19 protein-coding genes are annotated in these 21915 nt (G+C 73.1%); 6 read left to right on the top strand and 13 right to left on the bottom strand.

What is annotated here, in order from left to right:
* The first annotated feature begins 1 nt into the window (after position 1).
* The gene (locus KME66_RS10455) at positions 2 to 619 is read left to right on the top strand and encodes a DsbA family protein (RefSeq protein ID WP_216321291.1); all 618 of its coding nucleotides are present in this window, start codon (positions 2 to 4) and stop codon (positions 617 to 619) included.
* Between the two features lie 9 nt (positions 620 to 628).
* Here the strand turns inward: KME66_RS10455 and KME66_RS10450 are convergent, their stop codons facing one another.
* From KME66_RS10450 to KME66_RS10440, 3 genes are all read right to left on the bottom strand, one after another.
* Positions 629 to 1507: an NmrA/HSCARG family protein gene (locus KME66_RS10450; protein WP_216321287.1), complete on the bottom strand. Its 879-nt coding sequence runs from the start codon at positions 1505 to 1507 to the stop codon at positions 629 to 631.
* A 90-nt stretch (positions 1508 to 1597) separates the two neighbouring features.
* Positions 1598 to 1873: an acyl carrier protein gene (locus tag KME66_RS10445; protein WP_216321284.1), complete on the bottom strand. Its 276-nt coding sequence runs from the start codon at positions 1871 to 1873 to the stop codon at positions 1598 to 1600.
* Positions 1874 to 1910: 37 nt separating this feature from the next.
* Positions 1911 to 2681, bottom strand: a complete 771-nt coding sequence (locus KME66_RS10440; RefSeq protein WP_253208289.1) for an SDR family oxidoreductase — start codon at positions 2679 to 2681, stop codon at positions 1911 to 1913.
* Positions 2682 to 2858: 177 nt separating this feature from the next.
* Here KME66_RS10440 and KME66_RS10435 point away from each other — a divergent pair, with 177 nt between their 5' ends.
* The 3 genes from KME66_RS10435 to hemG all read left to right on the top strand — a co-directional run bounded on the left by KME66_RS10435 (position 2859) and on the right by hemG (position 7447).
* The gene (locus KME66_RS10435) at positions 2859 to 4325 is read left to right on the top strand and encodes an FAD-dependent monooxygenase (RefSeq protein WP_216321281.1); all 1467 of its coding nucleotides are present in this window, start codon (positions 2859 to 2861) and stop codon (positions 4323 to 4325) included.
* A gap of 47 nt (positions 4326 to 4372) precedes the next feature.
* Entirely contained in the window at positions 4373 to 5833 is a 1461-nt protein-coding gene (locus KME66_RS10430) for an FAD-dependent monooxygenase (protein WP_216321279.1), read from the top strand.
* A 129-nt stretch (positions 5834 to 5962) separates the two neighbouring features.
* On the top strand, positions 5963 to 7447 hold the full coding sequence (hemG, locus tag KME66_RS10425; RefSeq protein ID WP_216321276.1) for a protoporphyrinogen oxidase: 1485 nt from the start codon (positions 5963 to 5965) through the stop codon (positions 7445 to 7447).
* Positions 7448 to 7655: 208 nt separating this feature from the next.
* Here hemG and KME66_RS10420 read toward each other — a convergent pair whose 3' ends face one another.
* The 9 genes from KME66_RS10420 to KME66_RS10380 form a co-directional block, all read right to left on the bottom strand.
* Positions 7656 to 9419, bottom strand: a complete 1764-nt coding sequence (locus tag KME66_RS10420) for an FAD-dependent monooxygenase (protein WP_216321274.1) — start codon at positions 9417 to 9419, stop codon at positions 7656 to 7658.
* Positions 9420 to 9589: 170 nt separating this feature from the next.
* Complete coding sequence (locus KME66_RS10415; protein WP_216321272.1) at positions 9590 to 10051, bottom strand: pyridoxamine 5'-phosphate oxidase family protein; 462 nt, start codon at positions 10049 to 10051, stop codon at positions 9590 to 9592.
* A 16-nt stretch (positions 10052 to 10067) separates the two neighbouring features.
* Positions 10068 to 11195, bottom strand: a complete 1128-nt coding sequence (locus KME66_RS10410; RefSeq protein WP_216321267.1) for a low specificity L-threonine aldolase — start codon at positions 11193 to 11195, stop codon at positions 10068 to 10070.
* On the bottom strand, positions 11192 to 11521 hold the full coding sequence (locus KME66_RS10405; RefSeq protein ID WP_216321264.1) for an aldehyde dehydrogenase family protein: 330 nt from the start codon (positions 11519 to 11521) through the stop codon (positions 11192 to 11194). The genes KME66_RS10410 and KME66_RS10405 overlap by 4 nt, the downstream gene beginning before the upstream one ends.
* Positions 11518 to 12621, bottom strand: a complete 1104-nt coding sequence (locus tag KME66_RS10400) for a hypothetical protein (protein ID WP_216321260.1) — start codon at positions 12619 to 12621, stop codon at positions 11518 to 11520. The genes KME66_RS10405 and KME66_RS10400 overlap by 4 nt, the downstream gene beginning before the upstream one ends.
* Positions 12560 to 14401: an asparagine synthetase B gene (locus KME66_RS10395; protein ID WP_216321257.1), complete on the bottom strand. Its 1842-nt coding sequence runs from the start codon at positions 14399 to 14401 to the stop codon at positions 12560 to 12562. Before KME66_RS10395 ends, KME66_RS10400 begins: the two co-directional genes overlap by 62 nt.
* Complete coding sequence (locus KME66_RS10390; protein WP_216321253.1) at positions 14389 to 15402, bottom strand: alpha/beta hydrolase-fold protein; 1014 nt, start codon at positions 15400 to 15402, stop codon at positions 14389 to 14391. The genes KME66_RS10395 and KME66_RS10390 overlap by 13 nt, the downstream gene beginning before the upstream one ends.
* Positions 15399 to 16805: an MBL fold metallo-hydrolase gene (locus KME66_RS10385; protein WP_216321251.1), complete on the bottom strand. Its 1407-nt coding sequence runs from the start codon at positions 16803 to 16805 to the stop codon at positions 15399 to 15401. The genes KME66_RS10390 and KME66_RS10385 overlap by 4 nt, the downstream gene beginning before the upstream one ends.
* Positions 16805 to 18175 carry an SUMF1/EgtB/PvdO family nonheme iron enzyme gene (locus tag KME66_RS10380; RefSeq protein ID WP_253208288.1) on the bottom strand — a complete coding sequence of 457 codons (1371 nt, stop codon included), beginning with the start codon at positions 18173 to 18175 and terminating at the stop codon, positions 16805 to 16807. Before KME66_RS10380 ends, KME66_RS10385 begins: the two co-directional genes overlap by 1 nt.
* 332 nt (positions 18176 to 18507) lie before the next feature.
* Here KME66_RS10380 and KME66_RS10375 point away from each other — a divergent pair, with 332 nt between their 5' ends.
* Positions 18508 to 19305 carry a phytanoyl-CoA dioxygenase family protein gene (locus KME66_RS10375; RefSeq protein WP_216321244.1) on the top strand — a complete coding sequence of 266 codons (798 nt, stop codon included), beginning with the start codon at positions 18508 to 18510 and terminating at the stop codon, positions 19303 to 19305.
* 35 nt (positions 19306 to 19340) lie between these two features.
* Here KME66_RS10375 and KME66_RS10370 read toward each other — a convergent pair whose 3' ends face one another.
* The gene (locus tag KME66_RS10370) at positions 19341 to 20630 is read right to left on the bottom strand and encodes an ATP-grasp domain-containing protein (RefSeq protein ID WP_253208287.1); all 1290 of its coding nucleotides are present in this window, start codon (positions 20628 to 20630) and stop codon (positions 19341 to 19343) included.
* Positions 20631 to 20708: 78 nt separating this feature from the next.
* Here KME66_RS10370 and KME66_RS10365 point away from each other — a divergent pair, with 78 nt between their 5' ends.
* On the top strand, positions 20709 to 21908 hold the full coding sequence (locus tag KME66_RS10365) for an MFS transporter (RefSeq protein WP_216321242.1): 1200 nt from the start codon (positions 20709 to 20711) through the stop codon (positions 21906 to 21908).
* The last annotated feature ends 7 nt before the right edge of the window (positions 21909 to 21915 follow it).

The raw sequence follows: 21915 nt of genomic DNA, 5'->3' as shown, positions 1-21915 counted from the left end.
CGTGCCGTACACCCCCCCGACGCCGGTGGACTTCTGGTTCGACCCGACCTGCCCCTGGGCCTGGCTGACCTCCCGCTGGGTCCTGGAGGTCGCGGCGCGCCGGCCCCTCGACGTGCGCTGGCACGTCATGAGCCTGACGGTCCTCAACGAGGGCCGGACCGGCCTGGACGAACGCTGGCACCGCGACCTGGCGCTGCGCATGGAGCCCGTACGGATCTGCGCCGCCGCCGAGGAGCGGTACGGCTCCGGGGTCCTCGGCCGGCTCTACACCGAACTCGGCATCCGCTTCCACCTGGACAAGGCGCCCAGGGAGCGGGCCACCTACGCGGCGGCGCTGGCCGCCGCGGGCCTCGAACCCGGCCTGGCCGAGGCGGCCGGGTCCGAGGCGTTCGACGGCGCGGTGCGCGCCTCGCACGCCGAGGCCATCGGCCGGGTCGGCGCCGATGTCGGCACCCCCGTCCTCGCCGTCGGCGACGTGGCGTTCTTCGGCCCCGTGGTGACTCCCACCCCGCGGGGCGAGGACGCGGTACGGCTCTGGGACGGCGTCCTCGCGGTGGCCGGGACCGACGGATTCTTCGAGCTCAAGCGGACCCGCACACGCGATCCGCTCTTCGTCTGAGGCCCGAGGTCACCGGTGCGCCCCGACCGTCGGAGCCGTCCAGTTCTCGGCCAGCCAGCTCTCCAGGGAGACCAGGTCGGGGCGCCTGCCGCGCAGCGCCGACAGGTCGGCCCGGTATCCGTCCCGCTCGAACCAGTCGAACATGTTGGCGAGGTCCTCGCGGGACGCCCGCAGCGGTTCGATGGGGAGCTGCTGGAAGCGGGTCGGGATTCCGGAGACCGCCTCGAAGGCCGCGGCCATCTGCGGGCCGGTGAGGTCGTCGCCGGCGATCTCCACCGTCCTGCCGAGCCACCCTTCCGGGTCCTCGAAGGCGTCCGCTGCGAAGACGCCGATGTCGCTCGTCGCGATGAGCTGCACGGAGGTCCCCGGGTCGAGCCACATGGCGAGGACCAGTTCGTCCTGGACCCGGCGCGGAGCGATGTCGAGCAGGATGTCGTGGAACATCACCGGCCGCAGCACCGTCAGCGGCAGGTCGAGCGACCTCAGGTACTCCTCGATCCGCAGCTTGCTCTCGAAGTGCGGGACCCGGGTGTCCCGGTCCGCTCCGCCGACCGAGCTGTAGACGAAGTGCTTCACCCCGGCCCGTACGGCAGCGTCGGCCACCGCCCTGCCCTGGCGCTCCTCCGCCTCGCAGCCGCCGGGGCCGCGGAAGGTCTGGACGCTGAACACGCCGTGGACGCCGTCCATCGCCGCCGCCAGCGAGGCCTCGTCGTCGAGGTCGCCGCGGACGAGCACGGCACCCGCCTCCGCGAGGGCCCTGGCCTCCTCCTTGGCCGGGTCGCGGACGAGCGCCCGGACCGCGTGACCGCGGCGGAGCAGCTCGCGGGCCACCGCCCCGCCCTGCCGGCCGGTACCACCCAGCACCATGATCGTCTCTTCAACCGCCACTGTCCGTCTCCATGTCTGTGGTCCGCCGGTTCCTCGTCCGGCGCGACATCGGGTCCTGCACGCAGTAAGGGCCGTACGGGTGGTGCGGGGTCAGGCCGCCGACATCACCTTCAGCTGGAGCAGCGAGTTGACGACGTCGACCAGCTGCCGCGCGGTGAGGATGTCGCCGAGGTCGTCCTCGCACAGCTCGATGCCGAAGTCCCGCTCCAACTCGCTGTAGGTCTCCAGGAGCGCGAGCGAGTCGTAGCCCAGTTCCTCGAAGGAGCTGTCCGGCGCCTCCACGAGCGAGAGCGTGTCCTCGGCCTCGCCGGCGCAGCGGAACATCATGGTCTGGAGGTCGTCGATCGTGATCTGCTGCACGGTCATGCCTCTTTCCGTGTGGATGGTGTGGGTGCGTTCCGCGCTACCACGGAACGGGGCCTTCGTCCGCCAGGCAGGCGCCCGACGGGCCGGACTCGTCCAGGAGGGCGAGCCGGACCGCGATCCCGGCGCCCTCGGCGGGCGTCCGGTGGCCGCGGTGCTGGTTGATGTCGGTGGCCACCACTCCCGGGAGAGCGGCGTTCACCTTGATCGCGGTGCCGCGCAGCGCCTTGGCGTAGGCGACGGTGACGGCGTTGAGCGCGGTCTTGGAGGACTGGTAGGCGATCATGTCGAGGCCGGCCAGCGGCGAGTCGGGGTCCGCGCCCAGCGTCAGCGAGCCGACGTGGCTCGACAGGTTGACGATCCGGCCGGCCGGGGAGCGGCGCAGCAGCGGGAGCATCGCCCCGGTGACGGTGACCACCCCGAAGACGTTGGTCTCGTAGACCTCGCGGAGGTCGGCGGCGGTCGCCTCGGGGGCCGTGCCGGTGAAGCGGCCGGCGATGCCGGCGTTGTTCACCAGGATGTCCAGACGCCCGTGGCGCCGCTCGATCGTGGCGGCGGCCTCCGCCACGGAGGCCGGGTCGGTCACGTCGACGACCACCGCCTCCGCGGTGACACCGTCTGCGGCGAGGGCGTCCGCGGCCTGCTTGCCGAGGGTCTCGTCGCGGGCGCCGACGAGCACGACGGCCCCCCGCTCACCGAGCTGCCGTGCGACGGCGAAGCCGATGCCCTTGTTGGCACCCGTGACGAAGGCGATCTTCTCGACCGGCACGTCCCTGCCCCTCTCGCTTTTCTCGGGGACCGAAATACTCATGCGGTGAAGTTAGTAAGAGGTGAAACCCGGGAGCACCTCCGACATTGCCATCGGCCCTTTTGTTCAACCGTTCAGGGCCGACGTTCAAGCAGGAGCAATCCGCAGTCGAACGCCCTCCCCGCGCGCGCTTATTCCTTTTCTTGCGACCGGATATTCCAGTGAGTAGCTTCACCTCGCATGAGAATTATTGACGTCATCGTCGTCGGGGCCGGACCGGTCGGCCTGATGCTGGCCGGAGAACTCCGCCTCGGCGGGGCGGACGTGGCCGTCTACGACGCAGAGCCCTCTCCCTCCGGGGAATCCCGCGCCCTCGGGTTCAACCGCCGCGCCGCCGAGTCGCTCGGCCAGCGCGGGGTGCTCGACCGGATCGGCTCCTTCCGCTGGGGTCCGATGGGCCACTTCGGCGGGGTCCGCTTCGACCTCGGCATGCTCGACGAGGACCACAGCGGAGTCCTCGGCCTCTCCCAGGCACGCACGGAGGAGGCGCTCGCCGGCTGGCTGGCCGATCTCGGCGTGCCGGTGGTGCGCGGCCGCGAGGTGACCGGGCTCCGGGAGACCGGGGACGGCGTCGTCGTCTCGTACGACAGCCCCGAGGGTCCCGGGGAGGCGTCCGCCGCGTACGTCGTCGGCTGCGACGGCGTGGACAGCACCGTCCGGCGGCTCGCCGGTATCGCCGCCCCCGGCTGGGCGTCCACCCGCGGCATGTACACCGCCGAGATCACCGGGGCCGCCCCGCGCCCGCGTCCGATCGGCGAGCGTCTGCCCGGCGGCTCCATGGTCGTGTGCACCCCGGTCGGCGAAGGCCGCTTCCGCGTCGTCGTCCACGACCTCGCGCTGCCCGCGAACCCGGACACGGAGACGCTGACCTTCACGCAGGTCGCGGACGCCTGGCAGCGGCTGACCGGCGAGTCCCTCCACGACGCCGAGCCGCAGTGGCTGTGGGCCACCGGCAACTCCGCCGCCCTGGCCGAGGAGTTCCGGCGCGGCCGGGTCCTCCTGGCGGGCGACGCCGCCCACGAGATCCCGCCGCTGGCGGCCTGGGGCCTGAGCGCCGGCCTCCAGGACGCCGTCAACCTCGGCTGGAAGCTGGCCGCCACGGTCAGGGGCTGGGCGCCCGAGGGGCTCCTGGACACCTACGACGCCGAACGCCGCCCGGTGGGACGGGAGCTGATCCGCAACGCCCGCGCCGCAGGCAAGATCTACCTCAGCGGCGAGGAGATGGACCCGGTACGCGAGGTCATGGGCGAACTGCTCGCCCAGAAGGACGCGGCGGAGCGTGCCGCGGGGATCGTCAGCGGTCTCGGTGTCCGCTACGAGCTCGGCAAGGGCGAGCACCCCCTGCTCGGTCTGCGGATGCCTCCCGGGCGCGAACTCGCCCTCGCCGACGGCGCCACGGCCCGTGTCGGTGACCTGCTGCGCACCGGGCACGGTCTCCTCATCACCACCGATCCGGCCCACGCCCGTCTCGCCGAAGGGCTCGACGACCGCCTGGACGTCGTCACCGGGGCCTGGAGCCAGGAGGGCGAACCCGCCCTCGAGACCGTCCTCGTCCGTCCGGACGGCTACGTCGCCTGGACCTCCCCCGGCACCGTCGACACCCTCGTCGACACCCTCACCCGCTGGTTCGGCACCGCCCAGCGGTGACCGGCACCTCCCCTCGCGGAACCAAGGAACGGACAAGGAGCACACGCATGCCCAGGGATGTCATCGTCGTCGGAGCGGGCCCGGTAGGCCTGATGCTGGCGGGCGAACTCGCGCTCGGCGGCGCGGACGTCGTCGTCTGCGAACGTCTGGCCGCCCCCGCGCGCGAGTCGCGCGGCGCCAGCATCACCAAACGCGCCGCCGAATGCCTCGACCAGCGCGGACTCCTCGGCGGCCTCGGCCCGACCGAGCCCGCCGACGCGCACTTCGGCGGGGTGCCGATCGACTTCGCCCCGCTGGCCGAGGACCACTACGGACTCCGGGGCGTGCCGCAGTTCCGCACCGAACGGGTGCTGGGGGAGTGGGTCGCCGGGCTCGGTGTGGAGATCCGGCGCGGCCACGAGGTGACCGCCTTCGAGGAGACCGGCGAGGGCGTCCGCGTCCGCGTGACCGGCCCCGACGGCCCGGCCGATGAGACCGCCGCGTACCTCGTCGGCTGCGACGGCGGGCGCAGCCTGGTCCGCAAGCTGGCCGGGATCGACTTCCCCGGCACCGACGGCCGACGCGGCTTCCTCACTGCCGACGTCACCGGCGTCGAGACCCGCAGGCGGCGCATCGGCGAGAACCTGCCGGGCGGCAGCATGATCATGGCGATGGACCTGGAGAACGGCGTCACCCGCCTCGTCGTCCACGAGGCCGGCACGGCACCGCGTGACCGCGCCGCCCTCACGTACACCGATCTGGCGGACGCCTGGCACCGGCTCACCGGAGAGTCCCTGCACCACGCGGAGTGCCGTTGGCTCAGCTGCTTCACCGACGCCTCGCGATCCGCCGCGGCCTACCGGCGCGGCCGGGTGCTCCTGGCGGGCGACGCCGCGCACGTCCAGCCGCCGGCGATGGCCCAGGGGCTGAGCGTCGGAGTGCAGGACGCCGTCAACCTCGGCTGGAAGCTGGCCGCCACGGTCAGGGGCTGGGCGCCCGAGGGCCTGCTCGACACGTACGACTCCGAACGGCGTCCGGTCGGCGAGCAGTTGGCCCGGAACGCGCGAGCCGCGATCGAACTGCGGCTCACCGGCGAGGACATGGACCCGGTGCGCGAGATCATAGGAGAGCTGGTGCGCCAGGAGGGCGCCGCCGAGCATCTGGCGGGGATGCTGAGCAACCTCGGTGTCCGCTACGAGTTCGGCAAGGGCGAGCACCCCCTGCTCGGTCTGCGGATGCCTCCCGGGCGCGAACTCGCCCTCGCCGACGGCGCCACGGCCCGTGTCGGTGACCTGCTGCGCACCGGGCACGGTCTCCTCATCACCACCGATCCGGCCCACGCCCGTCTCGCCGAAGGGCTCGACGACCGACTCGACGTCGTCACCGGCGCCTGGAGCCAGGAGGGCGAACCCGCCCTCGAGACCGTCCTCGTCCGTCCGGACGGCTACGTCGCCTGGACCTCTCCCGGCACCGTCGACACCCTCGCCGACACCCTCACCCGCTGGTTCGGCACCGCCCAGCGGCGGTAGGACGGCGGTCCAGCCGGTCTCGACCGGGGTTCGGGGAAACCCGTCGAGACTGCCGACACATCTGCCCCGGCGCCGATCGCGGCGCCCGGGGGCGGCTTACGACACCGTAACCATGAAGGAGCTGGTGGAATGGCTGGCAGCGAACGGGATCAGGCGACCGGCATGCCGCACGTGGTCGTCGTCGGGGGTGGTATCGCGGGCCTCTCGACGGCGTTCCACCTGCGGAACGAGCCGGTGCGGGTCACGGTCCTGGAAGGGGCGGACCGGCTCGGCGGCAAGCTGAAGGTCTCCGAGGTGGCGGGGGTGGCCGTCGACGAGGGCGCGGAGTCGCTGTACGCCAACCGCCGCAGGACCACCGGTCTGATCAAGGACGCCGGGCTCGGCGAGCGGATCATGCCGGCCGGGGTGACCGCCTCCGCGATCTGGACCAGGGGCGGGATCCGGCATCAGCCGGACCGTCAGTTCATGGGCGTGCCCTGCGACATGGACGACCTGGCCCGGTCCGGCGTCCTGTCCGAGGAGGGGGTCGAGCGCGCCCGGCAGGACCTGTCCCTGCCCTCCTTCGACCGGGACGGGGACGTGTCGGTCGCCGACTACGTCGGGAGCCGCTTCGGCAAGGAGGTCGTGGACCGCCTCGTCGACCCCTTCCTCGCGGGCGTGTTCTCCGGCCGAGCCGAGGAGCTCTCCTTCGAGGCGACGCTGACGCCGCTGGCGAAGGCCTCCCGGCGCCACGCCTCCCTCGCGGACGCGGCGGGCGCCCTGGTGCCGGTCCTCGCCCCGGGCGAGAAGCCGCCGCCGGTGAGCGTGGCGACGCTCGAGGGCGGCTTCGGCTCGCTGCCCGAGGCCGTCGTGCGGGAGACGCTCGCCGCCGCCCCCGGCACCGTGTTCCGTACCGACGCCCCGGCCCGCGCGCTGGAGCGCACCGCCGACGGCTGGCGGATCACGGTCGGCCCGGCCGGGGCCCCGGAGCTGATCGAGGCCGACGCGGTCGTCATCGCCACCCCCGCGGGACCGGCGGGGAGCCTGCTCGCCGGCGTCCCGACGGCCGGCGGGGCCGTCGAGGCCCTGAGCGAGATGCGGTACGCGAGCGTGGCCGTGGTCACCCTCGCGTACCCGAAGGCGGCCTTCCCCGGCGGCGGGCTCTCCGGCCGCGGCTACTCGGCGTACCGGGTGCCGGCGGTGGAGGGGAAGCTGGTCAAGGAGGTCGCCTTCACCACGGTGAAGTGGCCGCATCTGGCCGGCGAGGTGGAGATCGTCCGCTGCTTCCTGGGCCGCGTCGGCGAGGACCGGGTGCTGGTCCGGGACGACGCCTCGCTCGTCGCGGTGGCGGCTGCGGAGCTCGCCGAGGCGACCGGGGTGACCGGTGTCCCGGTCGAGTCCCGGGTGAGCCGCTGGCAGGACGCCCTGCCGCAGTACGCCGTGGGCCACCTGGACCGGGTGAACCGCATCAGGGAGTCCGTGGCGGCCCTGCCGGGTCTCGCGGTGTGCGGCGCGCTCTACGACGGCGTGGGCGTGGGTGTCTGCATGGCCACCGCGCGCAAGGCCGCCGACGAGATGCTGTCCTGGCTGGCGAAGCGGGGCGACGCGGCCCGGCCGGTCACGGCGTCCGTCTGAGGAGATCCGCCCGGAACGAACTCTCGTTCCGGGCTTTCCCCTGCCCGTTTCCCCTGCCCGTTCTCCGTGCCCAGGCCCGTGCTCGTGCCCAGGCCCGTGTCCGTGCCCAGGTCCGTGTCCGTGCCCGAGCCCGAGCCAGGAGAACGCAACGAGAGTGTCCGCACCCTTCGGGGCGCGGACACTCTCGATTGCGTTCTCCGGACGGGCGTCAGCGGCCCAGGACGGCCGTGAAGACCTCCGTCAGGATCCGCTCGGCGTCCTCGGGGCCCCCGGCGCCGTTCGTACCGCGCCAGGCCACGTGCTGGTCGGGGCGGATCAGGAGCGCGCCGGCCTCACCGATCCCGCGGACGGCCGCCCAGCCCCGTTCCACGTCCTCGTACGGGCCGGCCTCGCCGATCCGGACGGTGGTGACGGGCACCGAGAACGTCCCGGCCACCCGGGCCGCCGCCTCGGCCCACGCGTCGCCCTCCGCGCCGACGATCAGCGTGAAGCCGCCGGTGCCGGTGAGGTCGAGGACGGACACGCGCTCGCCGTCCTCCCCGGCGAGCCAGGCGTGCGGCAGCCGGTGACCGGGGCGGGAGGTGGGCGTGTGCTCGTTGCGCATCGGGACGCGGACCGGCGGCTCACTGCCGTCGGGGACGAGCGCGCCCGCCTCGTAACCGAAGCCCACCTCCATGTCGAGCGACTGGCAGCCGCCGCGGTGGGTGTGGAAGATCTCCAGGGCGCGGGCCCGGGTGGTCTCGCCGAGCCAGGAAGGGTCGAAGTACGCCGCCAGACGCTGACCGCGCCGGCCCGCCGGGATGTTGTGGCCGCCGCCGATGGCGTCGATGACCGTCTGGTGGTGCTGCGCGGCGGCGACGGCCCAGTCGACGTTCTGGCAGCCGATCGGACGGCGCTCGGCCTCGTACGTGTCGATGAAGCTTTCGGGCGCCTGGCCGCCGAGGATGGCCGCCAGCTTCCAGGCGAGGTTGTGCGCGTCCTGGATACCGGTGTTGAGGCCGAGGCCCACGGCCGGCGGCTGCTTGTGGGCGGCGTCGCCGGCGATGAGGACCCGGCCCACGCGGTAGCGGTCGGCGAGGATCGCGTCCACGATCCAGTCGGTGACCTTGTGGACGGTGATCTCCAGGTCCGGGATGCGGAGCAGCTCGCGGATGCGCGGGACGACGGTCTCGGCGTCCCAGCGTCCCGGCGGGCCCGGGGCGAAGTGGAGTCCCCACTGCTCGCACTTCTTGCCCCAGCTCGGCCCCATCTCGATGAGGTTGCTGGAGAGGTCCGGGTCCTCCGGGCTGAGGAAGTGGGTGATGAGCGTGCCCTCCTCCCACCACTCGGACAGGTCGGCGGAGAAGTACGCGGTCGTGGTGTTGACCAGACCGGGCGGACCCTCCATGCGGATGCCGGCCTTCGGACCGACGAACTTCCCGCCGTCGGCGCCGACGAGGTACTTCGCCCTGACCGTGGTGGTCTCGCCGGTCTCGACGTTCCGCAGCTCGGCGAGGACGTGGTCGCCCTCGTCGGAGAAGGTGGTGACCTCGTGGCCGAAGAGGACACGGCCCGGATTGCGCTCCTCCGCGTGGCGCCTGAGGATCGGCTCCAGCCACATCTGCGGCAGCTTGGCCGGCAGGACCGGGCCGGCCGCCGCGTACGTCTCCGTCAGCTCACCGCCGCCGAAGGCGTCCATCTCGTGGATGAGCCGCCGGTCCATCGGACCGTCGCCCGCGAGCGTGGTCATCCAGCGCACCTTGCCGAACAGCTCCAGCGGCGCGGCCTCGGCGAGGACGTCGTCCGCCATCCCGTGCTGACGGAAGATCTCCATCGTGCGCTGGTTGAGGTAGTGGGCTTTCGGAATCCTCGACGTGTCCGAGTGGCGCTCCACCAGCAGGTGATCGACGCCATGGTCGGAGAGGAAGACGGATGCGGACAGCCCGCATCCGCCGCCACCGACGATCAAGACCGGAACCTCGACTGCTTCCATGTTCGCCCTTCCAGAAAGACGGGTGCCTTGCCCACCGAGGCTGGCAAGGCACCCTGCAGCTCCGGTCAAGAACGACTGGACTCCGCCTCCGCGCGGCCGGTCAGGAGGCCGGCCCGGCCGGCGGAGACGGAGTCGCCGGGGGTGCGGGGACGCCGAGACAGGACGGGGCCTCAGCCGCGCCAGGCGCCGTCGCGCATGAGGCCGCGGCCGGCCAGCTCGTTCGCCTCGCGCCAGGCCTGCACCCGCTGCGGGCGGATGCGGAAGTACTGGTACTGCTCCTTCAGTTCGCGCGGGTCGAAGCCGGTCTTCGCCGCGAAGGCGTCCCCCGTCTCCTGCCCGAGCTCCGCCGTGTCGACCGGTTCCGCCACGCCGTCGACGATGACCACGTCGCGGGTCGGGCCGATGCCGATCCGCACCCGGCCGTCGGTGATCATGTTGCGCCCGGTGACCGAGGCGCGCGGGGTCGACACGAGGATCGCGGTGCCGTCCCACAGGAACGAGAGCGGGACGAGGTGGACCCCGCCGCCGTCCGTGCCCGCCGTCGACAGCCACAGGTCGACGTCGTTCTCCAGGCGCGCACGGGTGTCCTTGAGCCGCTCCTCGAGCGTCCGGGGTGCCGCCACGTCCGTCATGCTTCCTCCATCAGGGTCAGGGAGCCTCCCCGGCAGGGGAGTTCCTCGCTCTCGGGGGTCTCGCGGTCCCGGGGGCCGGCCGGCGGGAGGGCACGGCGGCCGCCACGGCCGTCAACGCCCCCACGGCCTCACGCACACCGATCATGCCGTGCGCGCGGTGCGTCACGAAACGCACATGTCCGTTCGGGAGGGGCAGGACGCGCACCCCGTGCGCGGCGAGGCCCGCCGCGCAGGCGTCCGGGCCGAGACCCGGGATCCGTGTCATCACCATGTTCGTCGGGTGCGCCGGACTCAGCACCTCGACACCGGGTACGGCCCGGAGTCCGGCGGCGAGCGCGGCGGCCGTCGCGTGGTCGGCGGCCAGCTCCGGCAGCCGCCCGAGGGCGACGAGGGCGGGCGCGGCGACCACCCCGGCCTGGTGCAGGGAGCCGCCGAGTCCGGTGCGCAGCTCGCGGGCGCGCGCGACGTAGGCACGGCCGCCGCCGAGCAGCGCGCCCATGGGGGCGCCGAGGGCCTTGGACACCGAGAAGGCGACGCTGTCGGCGGGTGTGGCGAGCGCCGCGGGCGGGACGCCCAGGGCGACGGCCGCGTGGGCGAGCCGGGCCCCGTCGAGGTGGAAGCGGGCCCCGTACCGGTGGGCGAGGCCGGCCACGGACCGGGTCGCCGCCTCGTCCAGGGCGTTGCCGGAGCGCATCATGCTCGTGTTCTCCAGGCAGACCACGGTGGGACGGCCGGCTCCTGCGGCGAGCAGTGCCTCCAGGCGGCCGGGGTCGGGGAGGCCGTCCTCGTCCTGCTCGACCGTGACCAGGGTGATGCCGCCGAACCGCCGCAGCCCGTCGGCCTCCAGGAAGCCCATGTGGCTGTCGGCCCCGACGATCACCCGGATCCCGGCCGGGTCGGGGAAGGCCGCGAGAGGCGCCAGGAGATTGGCCATGGTGCCGGTGGGCACGAACAGCGCGGCCTCGACGCCGAGGAGCGCGGCGGTGCGGGCTTCGAGCTCGGCGACCGTCGGATCGTCGCCGTACACGTCGTCACCGACCTCGGCCAGGGCACTCGCCGCGCGCATCCGCTCGTCCGGGACGGTCCGGGTGTCGCTGCGGAAGTCCAGCCGGGGATCCGGTACGGGGACGGGGGCGCCGGTCACCACCGCCACCACCCGGGCCGGTGCACGGCCCGGACGGCGCGCGGCCCGGTACGTCCCTCGACCGCGTGGAGGCCCGGTTCGCGCCCGTGTCCGGACCGGCCGAGGCCGCCGACCGTCGCCCCGGTGCCGTCCCGGGTGTTGATCCCCACCCTGCCGGCGCGCAGGGCCGGCGCGAACCGCTCGCCCCGCCCGGAGCCGGAGGTCCGGGCGGAGGCCGACAGACCGTACGCGGTGTCGTGGGCGATCCCCCGCCCGGCGGCGGGGGCGGGCCCGGCCCTGTCCGTCCCGGGGACTGTCGGAGGCGGCGCGTCCGGGACCTCCGTCATCCCAGCGCCTCCGCGCGGCCCGCCAGGCGCAGCTGCGCGTCGAGGGCGGCGGCCAGGGCGAGGAAGGGCTCGCGGCCCAGCCGCGCGTGGGCGCTGCCGAGGAGGCGGAGGTCGTAGCCGTCGGGGTGCTGCCAGAAGGCGTCGCAGGCGCCGTACGCGGCGCTCAGGTGGGCGAGGTGGAGCGGGCGGCCGTCGGCGAGGGCGTGGACTTCGTCCGCGGCCGGGTGCTTGTCGCGCTTCGGCGGGAACTTCAGACGTCCGCCGCCGGTCTTCTGGGCGGTGAGGCGCAGCTCTTCGCCGGTCGGCGTGGTGTAGACGGCCTCCAGCTCGCGGACGGTGCCGCCGTCGCCGAAGGTGGCGGCGCTGTTCGCGCGGAAGGGTCCGACCGTCACGGGGAGGCCCTGCGCGGTGAGGAAGGCGGCGACCCGGTCCGGGGGGAGCCAGTCGCCCTCGTGCTCCTTGCCGCGCCGGTGGAAGTGGTACGGGCCGGTGGGCACGGAGACCATCTCGGCCGGGTGCCGGGCCCAGTAGCTCAGCTCCGAGAAGGGCGTGGCGAGGACGCGTGGCACCGCGCCGGGTACGGCGGGGCGCAGCCCGGCGTAGAGGGCGACCAGTTCTTCGTCGGTGAAATCGCCTTCCAGCACGGAGAGTTCGACGGTCGTCCCGGCGAGGCGGGCACTGCCGGCCCGGTGCTTCATGTAGTCGGTGCCGAGCCAGGCCACCCGGCCGTCGCCGATCGCGTGCGACCGCGTCTCGCCGCCCCACAGGCAGGGGTGGTCGGCAGCGGGGAACGCCCAGTCGTACAGGAACTGCTTCAGCCGCAGCCGCCGTCCGCCGCCGCCGATCTCGGTGCGGTACCCGGCGGGGTTGGCGTCGCTCCAGGGGCTGCGGCCCTCGGCCGCGACACGACCGGGGGGCGCCTCGCGGCGGAGGGTCCCGACGGAGGTGTCGCAGCCCTCGGGCAGGGCGCTGGGCCGCCACAGTACGAAGGGGCACCACTCCTGGGCCCGCTCCTCCTCGATGACCGGGGGGACCGGGTCAAGTCCGGACGCGCTCGACAGGACCCGCGGGCGCCAGTGCGGGACGGGACTGCTCACCATGACTCCTCGATTCGGTTCTGAACTCCGCGAGGTGGCCGAGCCAGGCGGAGGTGGAGGCCAGGAACATCCATTCGCCGACGCCCAGTCCGGCCCGGATCGCGGCCGGGACGGGCGGGAGTCCGAAGGGGCTGCCCAGGTCCTGGGCGAGTTCGGTCAGCCTGCGGACGTATCCCGGGTCTGTGGGGCTGGGGAAGCCCTGCTTGCGACGGTGCCGCACGGGGTCGGGCAGCAGGTCGCCGAGGGCTTCTTTCAGGAGGCCCTTGTGGGTGCCGGGCTCGTTGGAGTCCTTCAGGTGCTCGGGGCAGCGGAAGGCCAGCTCGGTGAGGGTGACGTCCTGGAAGACGGGCCGGTCCTCCAGGGTGTGTGTCGCCGAGGTGGCGTCGACCATGTCGTTGACGTAGACGAGGAAGCGCCGCAGGAGGTGGTGCCGGCCGCGCTTGAGCGGGGACGCCGTCTTGACGGCCCGGTACTCGTCCATCGTGCGGGCCCAGACCCGGTCGGTGACCTCGCTCATGTCGACGTCGAGTTCCCGGGCCATCCAGGTCACGAGCTCGGCCCAGACGGGCCGTTCGTCGGCGTGCAGCCGGTGGGTGAGGTAGTGGCGGCCGTGGATGTAGGTGGGCGCGTACGGGTCGACGACGGGGAAGTAGCGGCCGTCCTGGTAGCCCCAGAGCTCGTCGGCGCCGTGCCCGGAGTAGACGACCACGTTCTGGTCGGCGGCGATCGTGCCGTACAGGTGGTGCATGGCGAGTTCAGCGCCGTGCAGCAGCGGGCGCATCAGCCGGGTGGGCAGCACGGGGACGAGCCCGGCGGCCGTCTTCTGGTCGAGGTCGCAGACCGTCAGCGGGACACCGAGGTGCTCGGCGACGCCGGTGGCGTACGCGACGTCGTCGCCGGAGCCGCCGACGCCGTCCTGGTAGCGGAGCACGTAGCCGTCGAGCGGGACGCCCCGCGCGGTGAGCCCGGCCACGATCGCGGTGCTGTCGACGCCGCCGCTGAGAACGGCCGCGCGCGGCACGTCGGAGACGGAGCGCTGTTCGATCGCCCGGTCGAAGGCCGCCCTGATCTCGTCGGCCCCGACGGGGTCGTCCACGGAGGCCGGCTTCCAGTAGCGGTGGGTACGCAGCCGCGACCGGTCGATGACCAGGTACTCGGCGGGCTGGAGCGACCGGACTCCGCGCAGCCAGGTGTGGTCGTCGGCCGCGTCCATCCGGATCCAGGAGCGCAGCACGAACTCCTCGGGCTCCACCTCGGCCGCGACGAGGCCGGTGCGGAGCAGCACGCCCTGCTCGGAGGCGAAGACCAGCCCGCCGTCGACATGGGCGTAGAAGAGCGGCTTGACGCCGAAGTGGTCACGGGCGAGGACGACCCGGCCGGTGGTGGTGTCGTGCCAGGCGAGCGCGAACATGCCGTCGAGGGGCCGCAGCGCCGGGCCGGGCTCGTCCTCGCGGCGTATCTGCTGGAGGACGAACTCGGTGTCGCAGGTGGTGCGCCGCGGCCAGAGCGGCGGCGCCGGCGAACGCGAGCCGTACACCTCGCCGTTGTGGACGAGGACGATCCGTCCGCTGGGGTCGGCCATGGGCTGGTCGCCCGCGTGGGAGCGGTCGCGGACCGCCAGCCGGGTGGCGCACAGCATGACCGTGCCGCACGCGGAGACGTAGGGGGCGCGGGAGCTCTCGCCGCGGTGGGCCATCGCCTCGGTCATGGTGCGGCCGAGGGCGTCGAGCCAGGCGGCGTCGCGTCGGCCGTCGAGGCTGACGAAGCCCGCTATACCGCACATGTGCCGACCGTCCTCCCGGACCAGACGTGCCGCAGGCCGGCGAGGGCGTCGGTGAAGACGTGCTCGATGCCGTGGTGGCCGCCCTCGTGCTCGCGGTAGTGGTGCGGGACGCCGTGGGCGTCGAGGGCGGCGTGCAGGGCGCGGGCGCCCCAGTGCATGCCGTACTCGTCGCGTTCGCCGACGCTGAGGTGGAGGTGGTCGAGGCGGGTGAGCGCATCGGCGTGCTCGTCCAGCATGCGTACGGGGTCGTGGGTGAGCCACCGCCGCCAGACATCGTCGCGGAAGGCACCGGTGTCGGGATCGCAGGGCAGCGCGTCGGACGGGCTGGTCCGGGCGTCCTCGGCGTAGCACATGCCCATGGCGATGATGCTCATGGCGACCATGAACGGCCCGTCGACGGGGCCGGTCGCGCGGCGGGCGAGCAGCGCGTCCATGCCGCCGGCGGCCCGGACGGTGTCGAGGGCGCGTGGCAGCAGCGGCAGGTAGCTGTGCTCGAAGCCGGCGTCGGGCGAGCAGGCGATGACCGAGCCGAAGAGGCCGGAGGTCATGCCGGCGAGCAGCGCGCCGTAACCGCCGCTCGACTTGCCGCCGATCGCGCGCCAGCGCGGCTCGGGCCGGGTGGCGAACCGCCGGTCGACCTCCGCGACGACCTCGGCGAGGTGTCCGGCGTAGCGGCCGGAGGAGGCGGAGTCGATGTACTGGGAGCCGCCGTAGGAGGTGGTGCCGTCGGGGACGACGAGCAGGGCGGGCGGCACCCGGCCGTCGCTCATGGCCGTGCGGAGCCGGTCGGCGACGGTGGTTCCGAAGGCGAGGGCCCTGCCGGTGAGGCTGGGATGGGCGCCGAAGCCGGGCAGCCAGTGGACGACGGGGAACGGGCGGACACCGTCGTACCCGGGCGGCAGGTGCACCTCGACCCGGCGTGTGTGCGGGTCCCCCAGCGGGTTGTCGCGCAGGCAGGCGCTCCGGTGCTCGAAGACCACGGTCTCGGGGAGGTCGCTCACGGTCGGCTCGCCTCCCGGAGTTCCCGCTCGACGTGGCGGGTGTAGTACGAGGGGTGGTGGAAGACGGCGGACAGCAGGACGCCGTCGCTCGCCCACAGGCCGAAGGAGCTGCCGAAGAGGAGGTCGGCGCCGAGCATGGCCTCCAGGGTGCTCGCGGCCGTCTCGGTCCAGCCCTCGGCGTGGGTGACGTGGGCGCGGGCGGGGCCCGCGCCGAGCTTCGTCACCCGGCCGGCGACCGGGTCGAGGAGGTAGGAGGTCTCGTCGCCGCCGTCCTCGTACAGGGAGACGACGTGCCGCCCGGCGCCGTCGTCGAGCGCCCGGTACCAGTAGTCGGTGGCGACGAGCAGGTCGAGGAGTTCGCGGAGCAGCTCCTCGGCGGACCGGGTCTGCCTGCCGTAGCGGTCGAGGGAGGCGTCGAAGGCGGGGACCGGTGTCCGCGGGTCGAGCCGGACGGCGGCGTAGACCTCGTCGAAGTCGTACGCGTCGGGGGCGACCGGCCCGTCGACGAGGCCGGCCTTCCCCCCGCCGACCTCCAGGACCTGGCCGGGACCCCACAGCAGGCCGTCCCGGCCCCGCTCGGTGAGGCGTGCGAGGGCCTCGACCGGGGTGAACGGGAACAGGGTGCGGTTGCACCAGTCGTAGTCGCGGTCGGTGTCGCCGCTGACGCGCCAGCCGAAGGAGGACGGCACGGTCAGGGCGGCCGGCAGGGAGTCCACGTACCGGTCGAAGTTGGCGACGGCGCGGGCGCGGACACCCTCCGGGTCGCTGAGCGGGCGGCGCTCGGTGAGGACGCCGGGCGGCGAGACGCTGTGGGTGGGCACGAGCGCGAGGTCGAGCCTCGGCGCGTCCTCGCGCCGGAAGGCCTCGACGGTCGCCTCGTGCAGGAGCGCGTCGCCGCAGATCATGACGGCCGCGTCCGCGGTCTCGACGAGCACGCTCATCTCGGGGAAGGAGACGGCGGACGGGAAGGTCCGCAGGGTCGCCCCGCCGAGGGTGACGGTGTCACCGGGCCGCACCGGGCACAGCCGCTCGAAGCCGAAGCGGCGCAGCGTCCAGGAGATCGCCTGGTGCCCGAGGCCGGAGGCGGTGAGCGTCGGCGGCACGGGTCCGGCCGGGTAGACGCAGGTGACGCCGGTGCTCTGGCGCGGAGTGTCGTCGAAGTCGACGTCGGCGCCGTCCGCGAGGAGACCCAGGGAGGGGTAGTGGTGGTGGTCGAAGTGATGGTGGCTGAGGACCACGCAGTCGACGCCCTCGTCGAGGACCCTGCGGACGAGGTCGTCCTCCAGGGGCGGGTGGTGCTCCCAGAAGCGGTCGAGGCGCTGGGTCAGCCACGGGTCGAAGAGGATCCGCTCCTGGCCCGTCTCGACGAGGACGGCGGCGTGGCCGAGTGAGGTGAGGCGCATCAGCCGTCCGCCTCGTACACGCAGCGGAAGCCGACCTCCATGTGCCGGTCGGTGATGAGGTCCTTGCCCCGGTAGAAGGTGGTGAGGCAGGTCGGCGGGGACGTGAACGTGCCACCGCGCAGCACGTGGAAGGCTTCCTTGCGGTTCATGAAGTCCAGCGGGTGGCGGCCCTTGAAGAAGGGGTCCATGTCCTCGCCGGTGTAGAAGTTGGTGCGGGTGAGCTCCCAGACGTTTCCGGACATCTGGAGGACGCCGTAGGGGCTGGCGCCCTCGGGCAGCGCGTCCGCGGCGAGCACGGGGTGGGCCGGGTTCTCGCCCTGCTCGACGGTGACGAGGAGCGCTTCGAGTGAGTCCAGGTCGGCGACGGCCTGGCCGAAGGACCGCTCCACGTAGTTGACGCGCCCGGGATCCCAGTCGTCGCCCCAGGGGAAGCGGCGGCCGTCGACTCCCCGGGCGGCCTTCTCCCACTGGACCTCGCTGGGCAGCCGGCCCCCGGCCCAGGCGGCGAAGGCGTACGCGTCGTACCAGTCGATGCCGACGACGGGCATGTCCGGGGCGTTGAAGCGCGGATCGTGCCAGTGGGCCGGGCGGTGCGTGCGTTCCAGCGGCTGGTCGGGGTGGTCGAACTCGCCGGAGTCGCCGACCTCTTCGAGGAAGTCGCGGTAGCGGGCGTTGGTGACGGTGGTCCGGTCGACGAGGAACGCGGGCACGTCGACGGCGCGCAGGACGGTGTCGTCCTGGGCCATGCGGAAGGCGTCGGGCTGCTCGTCGGCGGCGCCGATGATCGCGGGGCCGGCGGGGACGAGGACGACGTCCTCGTGACGGCGGACCCGCTTGCGGGCGGCGGCGATCCTGGACCGCATCTCGGAGAAGTACTCGTCCTCCAGGCGGCGCAGCTCGGCGGGGTCCTTGGTGCCGAAGACGGCGATGAGGGCGCGCTTGGTGAGTGCGGCGCCGCAGCCGACGGGCTTGCGGGCCCAGTCGGGACGGGTGAAGTTGCTGGGCCAGCCGGAGATCCGGATGAGGTCCGGGACGGCGGCGCCGATGCGGTGCTCGGCGATGACCTTGAGCGCGGTGAACGCGACCCAGTCGACGGTGTCGTGGGTGGCGGCGGCCACGGCGGTGGCGGCGGCCTCGTCGCCCGAGTGGTGGGTGGCGAGGAGGCGGACGGCGCCGGCACGGACGGGCCACTCGGGGTGCGAGACGGCGATGCTCGCGAGGAGCGGGATGCCGTCGGGGGTACGGCCCTTCTCGTCGGCCAGTGCGACGACGCGTTCGACCGACGCCCAGTAGCGGTCGTCGGCGGAGTCGTCGATCACCAGCGTGTCGGCGGGAAGGTCGATGATGTGTGAAACGCGATTTCCTACCACTTCAACCTCTCTTTGACGACGTGCCGCCCGTACGGAAACCAGTTCCGTACGGGCGGCGCGGTACGCGTCACGCATAGGCAATTCGCCGGGTCAGCGAATTACCACTTGCTGGTCTCCTGCTGCGCGTCACGGGTCTCGATGAAGTCGCGGTCGCTCATGGGTCACTCCTTCCTTCCGAGAATGCGTGGGTCTGGCCGACCTCACGGCCCAGGACCTTAGGCGGACGCAGAAGCGGGCGGCAACATTCGCGGAATGCCGCCGGTTGAACACGAACACCGTCCGAATCGTCCGAGTAGGTTCGCGGTCATCCGAACCGGAGAAAGGGAGGAAGAATGGCGGACACCTATTCCCGGGAGATGCGGGAGAACGGGGTCGTACGGCTGCCCGGGCTGGTCGGCGGGGCGGAGCTGGCCGAGCTGCGGAGCGCGGCGGGACGTCTTGAGGAGTCGGCCCGCGACCGCTCGGCCTCCAGCGGGGACTTCGTCCTGGAGGCGCCGGGCATCGGCGGCTGGGCGGCCTGGCAGCAGGGGGCGGGCGCGCTGCCCGGCGTGCTGCGGTCGGTGGACCGCATCCATGTGCACGAGCCGGCGTTCGACGCCGTGCAGCGGTCCCTCGGCCTGGCCGAGGGACCGGTACGGGCGGCCTCGGGCGCGGCGGGCACGCTGGTCAACGCGTTCCTGTGGGCGAAGCCGCCCGCGGTGGGATCGGCGAAGCCCTGGCACCAGGACATGGCGTTCGCGCCGCCCGGGTTCGCCGCCGGACAGTACGGCATCGTGACGATCTGGATCGCCCTGGAGCGGGCCGTCCCGTCCAACGGCTGTCTGGAGTTCCTTCCGGGCTCGCATCTCCTCGGGCTGTTCCCGCACACCGGGGACCGGGAGCGGCTCCCGGGAGAGGCGCCTCTGCGGCACGCGGTGGAGCCGCGCGTGGCGGACGAGCACCTGCCGCGTACGGCCGATCCGGTCGCGATGCCGCTGGAGCCGGGCTCGGCCGTGATGTTCGACGGCATGGTGCTGCACCGCTCGGCGCCCAACACGACGGCCTCGGAGCCGCGGACGGCCGTCAGCTTCGTGTACCGGGTGCCCCGCCCGGCCTGGACGCGCATAAAGCCGGCCGCCGCCCCGGTGTGACGTTCGACTGCGGCGGGGCGGCGGTCGAACGCTCCTCAGGAGTCGGTCGCCGCCCCGTCGACGGCGTAGAACCCGGCGCCGTCGAGGTGCCGGATGGTGTTGAGGTCACGCCGCACGACCTCGTCGAGCTCGTGCAGCAGCGTCACGATGACCGGGTACGTGAGGTCGTCGACGGTCCGCCGGATCCCCTGGCCCGGCCGGACCAGGGGCGTCAGGGTGTGGAGGCCCTCCAGACGCTCGATCTCCTCGATCCCCCGGTACGCGCGGAGCACGCCCTCGACGGGCGAGACCATGCCGTAGATGGCGGCGTACCGGCGGATCTCGTACGGGGCGCCGGCCCGCTCGTGGAAGCGCTCGGGCCGCAGGACGGCGTCGACGGTCCACTCCAGCTGGGACTCGCCGATACCGAGGCCCGCGGTGGCGGGGATGCCGCCGCCCGCGATCCGGGCGCCGACCTCCACCAGACACGGCCCGGCCGGGGTCATCCGGATCTCCAGGTGGGCGGGACCGTACCGGATGCCGAGGGCGTCGAGGACGCTGAAGGCGTAGTCGGTGAGGGATGCGACGACCCGGCTGCCGGAGTCGATGAGGCGGAGCGCGTCACAGAGGTCGACGACCCCGTTGCGGCTGGCGCGATCGGTGTGCCAGACGTCGCACACGTGATGGCGGCCGTCCCGGCTGACCGTGTTGACCATGTACTCGGTGCCGGCGAGGTACTCCTGTACGACGGCCCCGTTGTTGGGCTGGGAGAAGACGTCGTCGGCGCCGGCGAGGAGACGGAAGGCGGCGACCGACTCCTCGGGGGTGTCGCAGAAGGTGACGCCCTGGCTGCCGGCGCCGCGCGGCGGCTTCACGACGACCCGGCCGCCGAGGTCGCGGTGCCAGGCGGTCAGCTCCTCGGCATCGGTGGCGAACAGCTGGCGGGCGGCCCGCAGTCCGGCGGCGCGGACCGTCTCGATCATGAGGTGCTTGTCGCGGCGGGCCGCGCTGAGGGCGGTGCCGTTGCCGGGCAGTCCGAGCCGCTCTGCGAGCAGGTCGGCGAGTTCGACGCCGATCTCGCCCCCGGAGACGACGGCGACCGGCGCGAACTCCGCGACCGCCTTCACGGTGGCGGCGACATCGCCTTCGTGGGTGATGTCGGCGATGAAGTCCTCGGGGACATAGGGAGCCGACCGGTAGACGTACGGGGTATCGCGCGTGCTCTGGACGCGGATGACGGAACATCCTTGCCGAAGGAATTCGAGAACGAGTGAACGGACGCTCGCGTAGGCGTCGACCATCACGATGCACGGAGTACCAGGAAGGTCCTGGGCGGCTGTTGTCATATGTTCAAAGATAGACACCCGGCCCGCTCGCCGAAATCCTTTCGCCTCTGACATCCTCCAGCCTCTGGACGACTCTTCATGACATTTTTCCGTGCATATGCGAGATCGCCTCTCTGTATTCCTATCCTGCTTTTCGTCAACACATCCGGGAGTTTTCTGCTCCTGGTGAGCCTGTCCACCCACATCGGCTCCGTCACCGGCTCGGGACTGCTGGCCGGCGTCGTCCTGAGCGCCCCCTGGCTGCCGGCGCTGCTGCTCGCCGCGCCGCTCAACCGGCTGCTCGCCGGCCGCGCCCCGGAGCGGCTCGTCCGCATCGCGGAGGCGGCGAGCCTGCTGCTCACGGCGGTGGCCCTGGCCGTGCCCGGCGGCGCGCTGCTCGCGGCCGCCACCTGCCTGGTCGTCGCCCGAGGCTTCTTCGAGGCGGTGACCCGCTCGGCCACGTCGGTGGTGCTGCGCGGCACGGTGCCGAAGGAGCGGCTCGACCGGGCCAACACCTTCGCCGAGATCGGAAAACTGACCGGACTCAGCGTGGGCGCCGCGCTCGCCGGGCCTGCCTCCTCGGTGCTCTCGCCGCGCGGACTGATCGCGCTGAACGCGGCGACGCTCGCGCTCTCCGCGCTCCTCGCCTGGGCGCTGCCGTCCGTGGCCACGGCGGCGGCGGAGAGCACCGCGTCACCGAAGAAGTCCGGGACCGGGGCGCGGCTGCGGGTGGAGGACCCCGTCGTCCGCCGCCTGTTCGTCCGCTTCCTTCTGGTGGCGTTCTGGCAGGGTTTCCACACCGTGGCCGTCACCGTGATCCCGCTGCGTCTCCTCGACGGCGACACCCGGCTCGTCGGGGTGTTCGTCGCGGTCTCGGCCGTCGCGGTCTTCGCCGGTTCCCTCGCCGCCCTGCCGGCCCAGCGGTATCTGGACCACGTGCCCCCGACCGTGTGGCTGGTGCTGCCGATGGCGCCCCTGCTCGCGGCGGTGCTGGTGGCGAGCACCGTCCCCACGCTGGCGCTGTACGCGGTCTTCCTCGTGCTCTTCGAGCTTGCCTTCGTGCACTACAACAACAGGGTCCTCGCGGCCGTGTCGGACAAGGAGCTGTCCTCGGTGGTGACGCTGCGGGCGACGCTGCTGCCCTCGGGTGTGGCCGTGTCGATCCTGGTCATGGGCGCGCTGAGCGATCTGGCGGGCCCCTTGCCGGCCGTCCTCGCGGTCGTCGTCACCACGCTCGTGGTCACCGCCGCGACCGGCACCGGGCGGCAAACTCGGAGAAGTGCCGTACCCGACGCATGATCAGGAT

The organism is Streptomyces sp. YPW6 (genome assembly GCF_018866325.1).
Lineage (GTDB): Bacteria > Actinomycetota > Actinomycetes > Streptomycetales > Streptomycetaceae > Streptomyces.
This window is presented reverse-complemented; position numbering and strand designations above follow the sequence as displayed.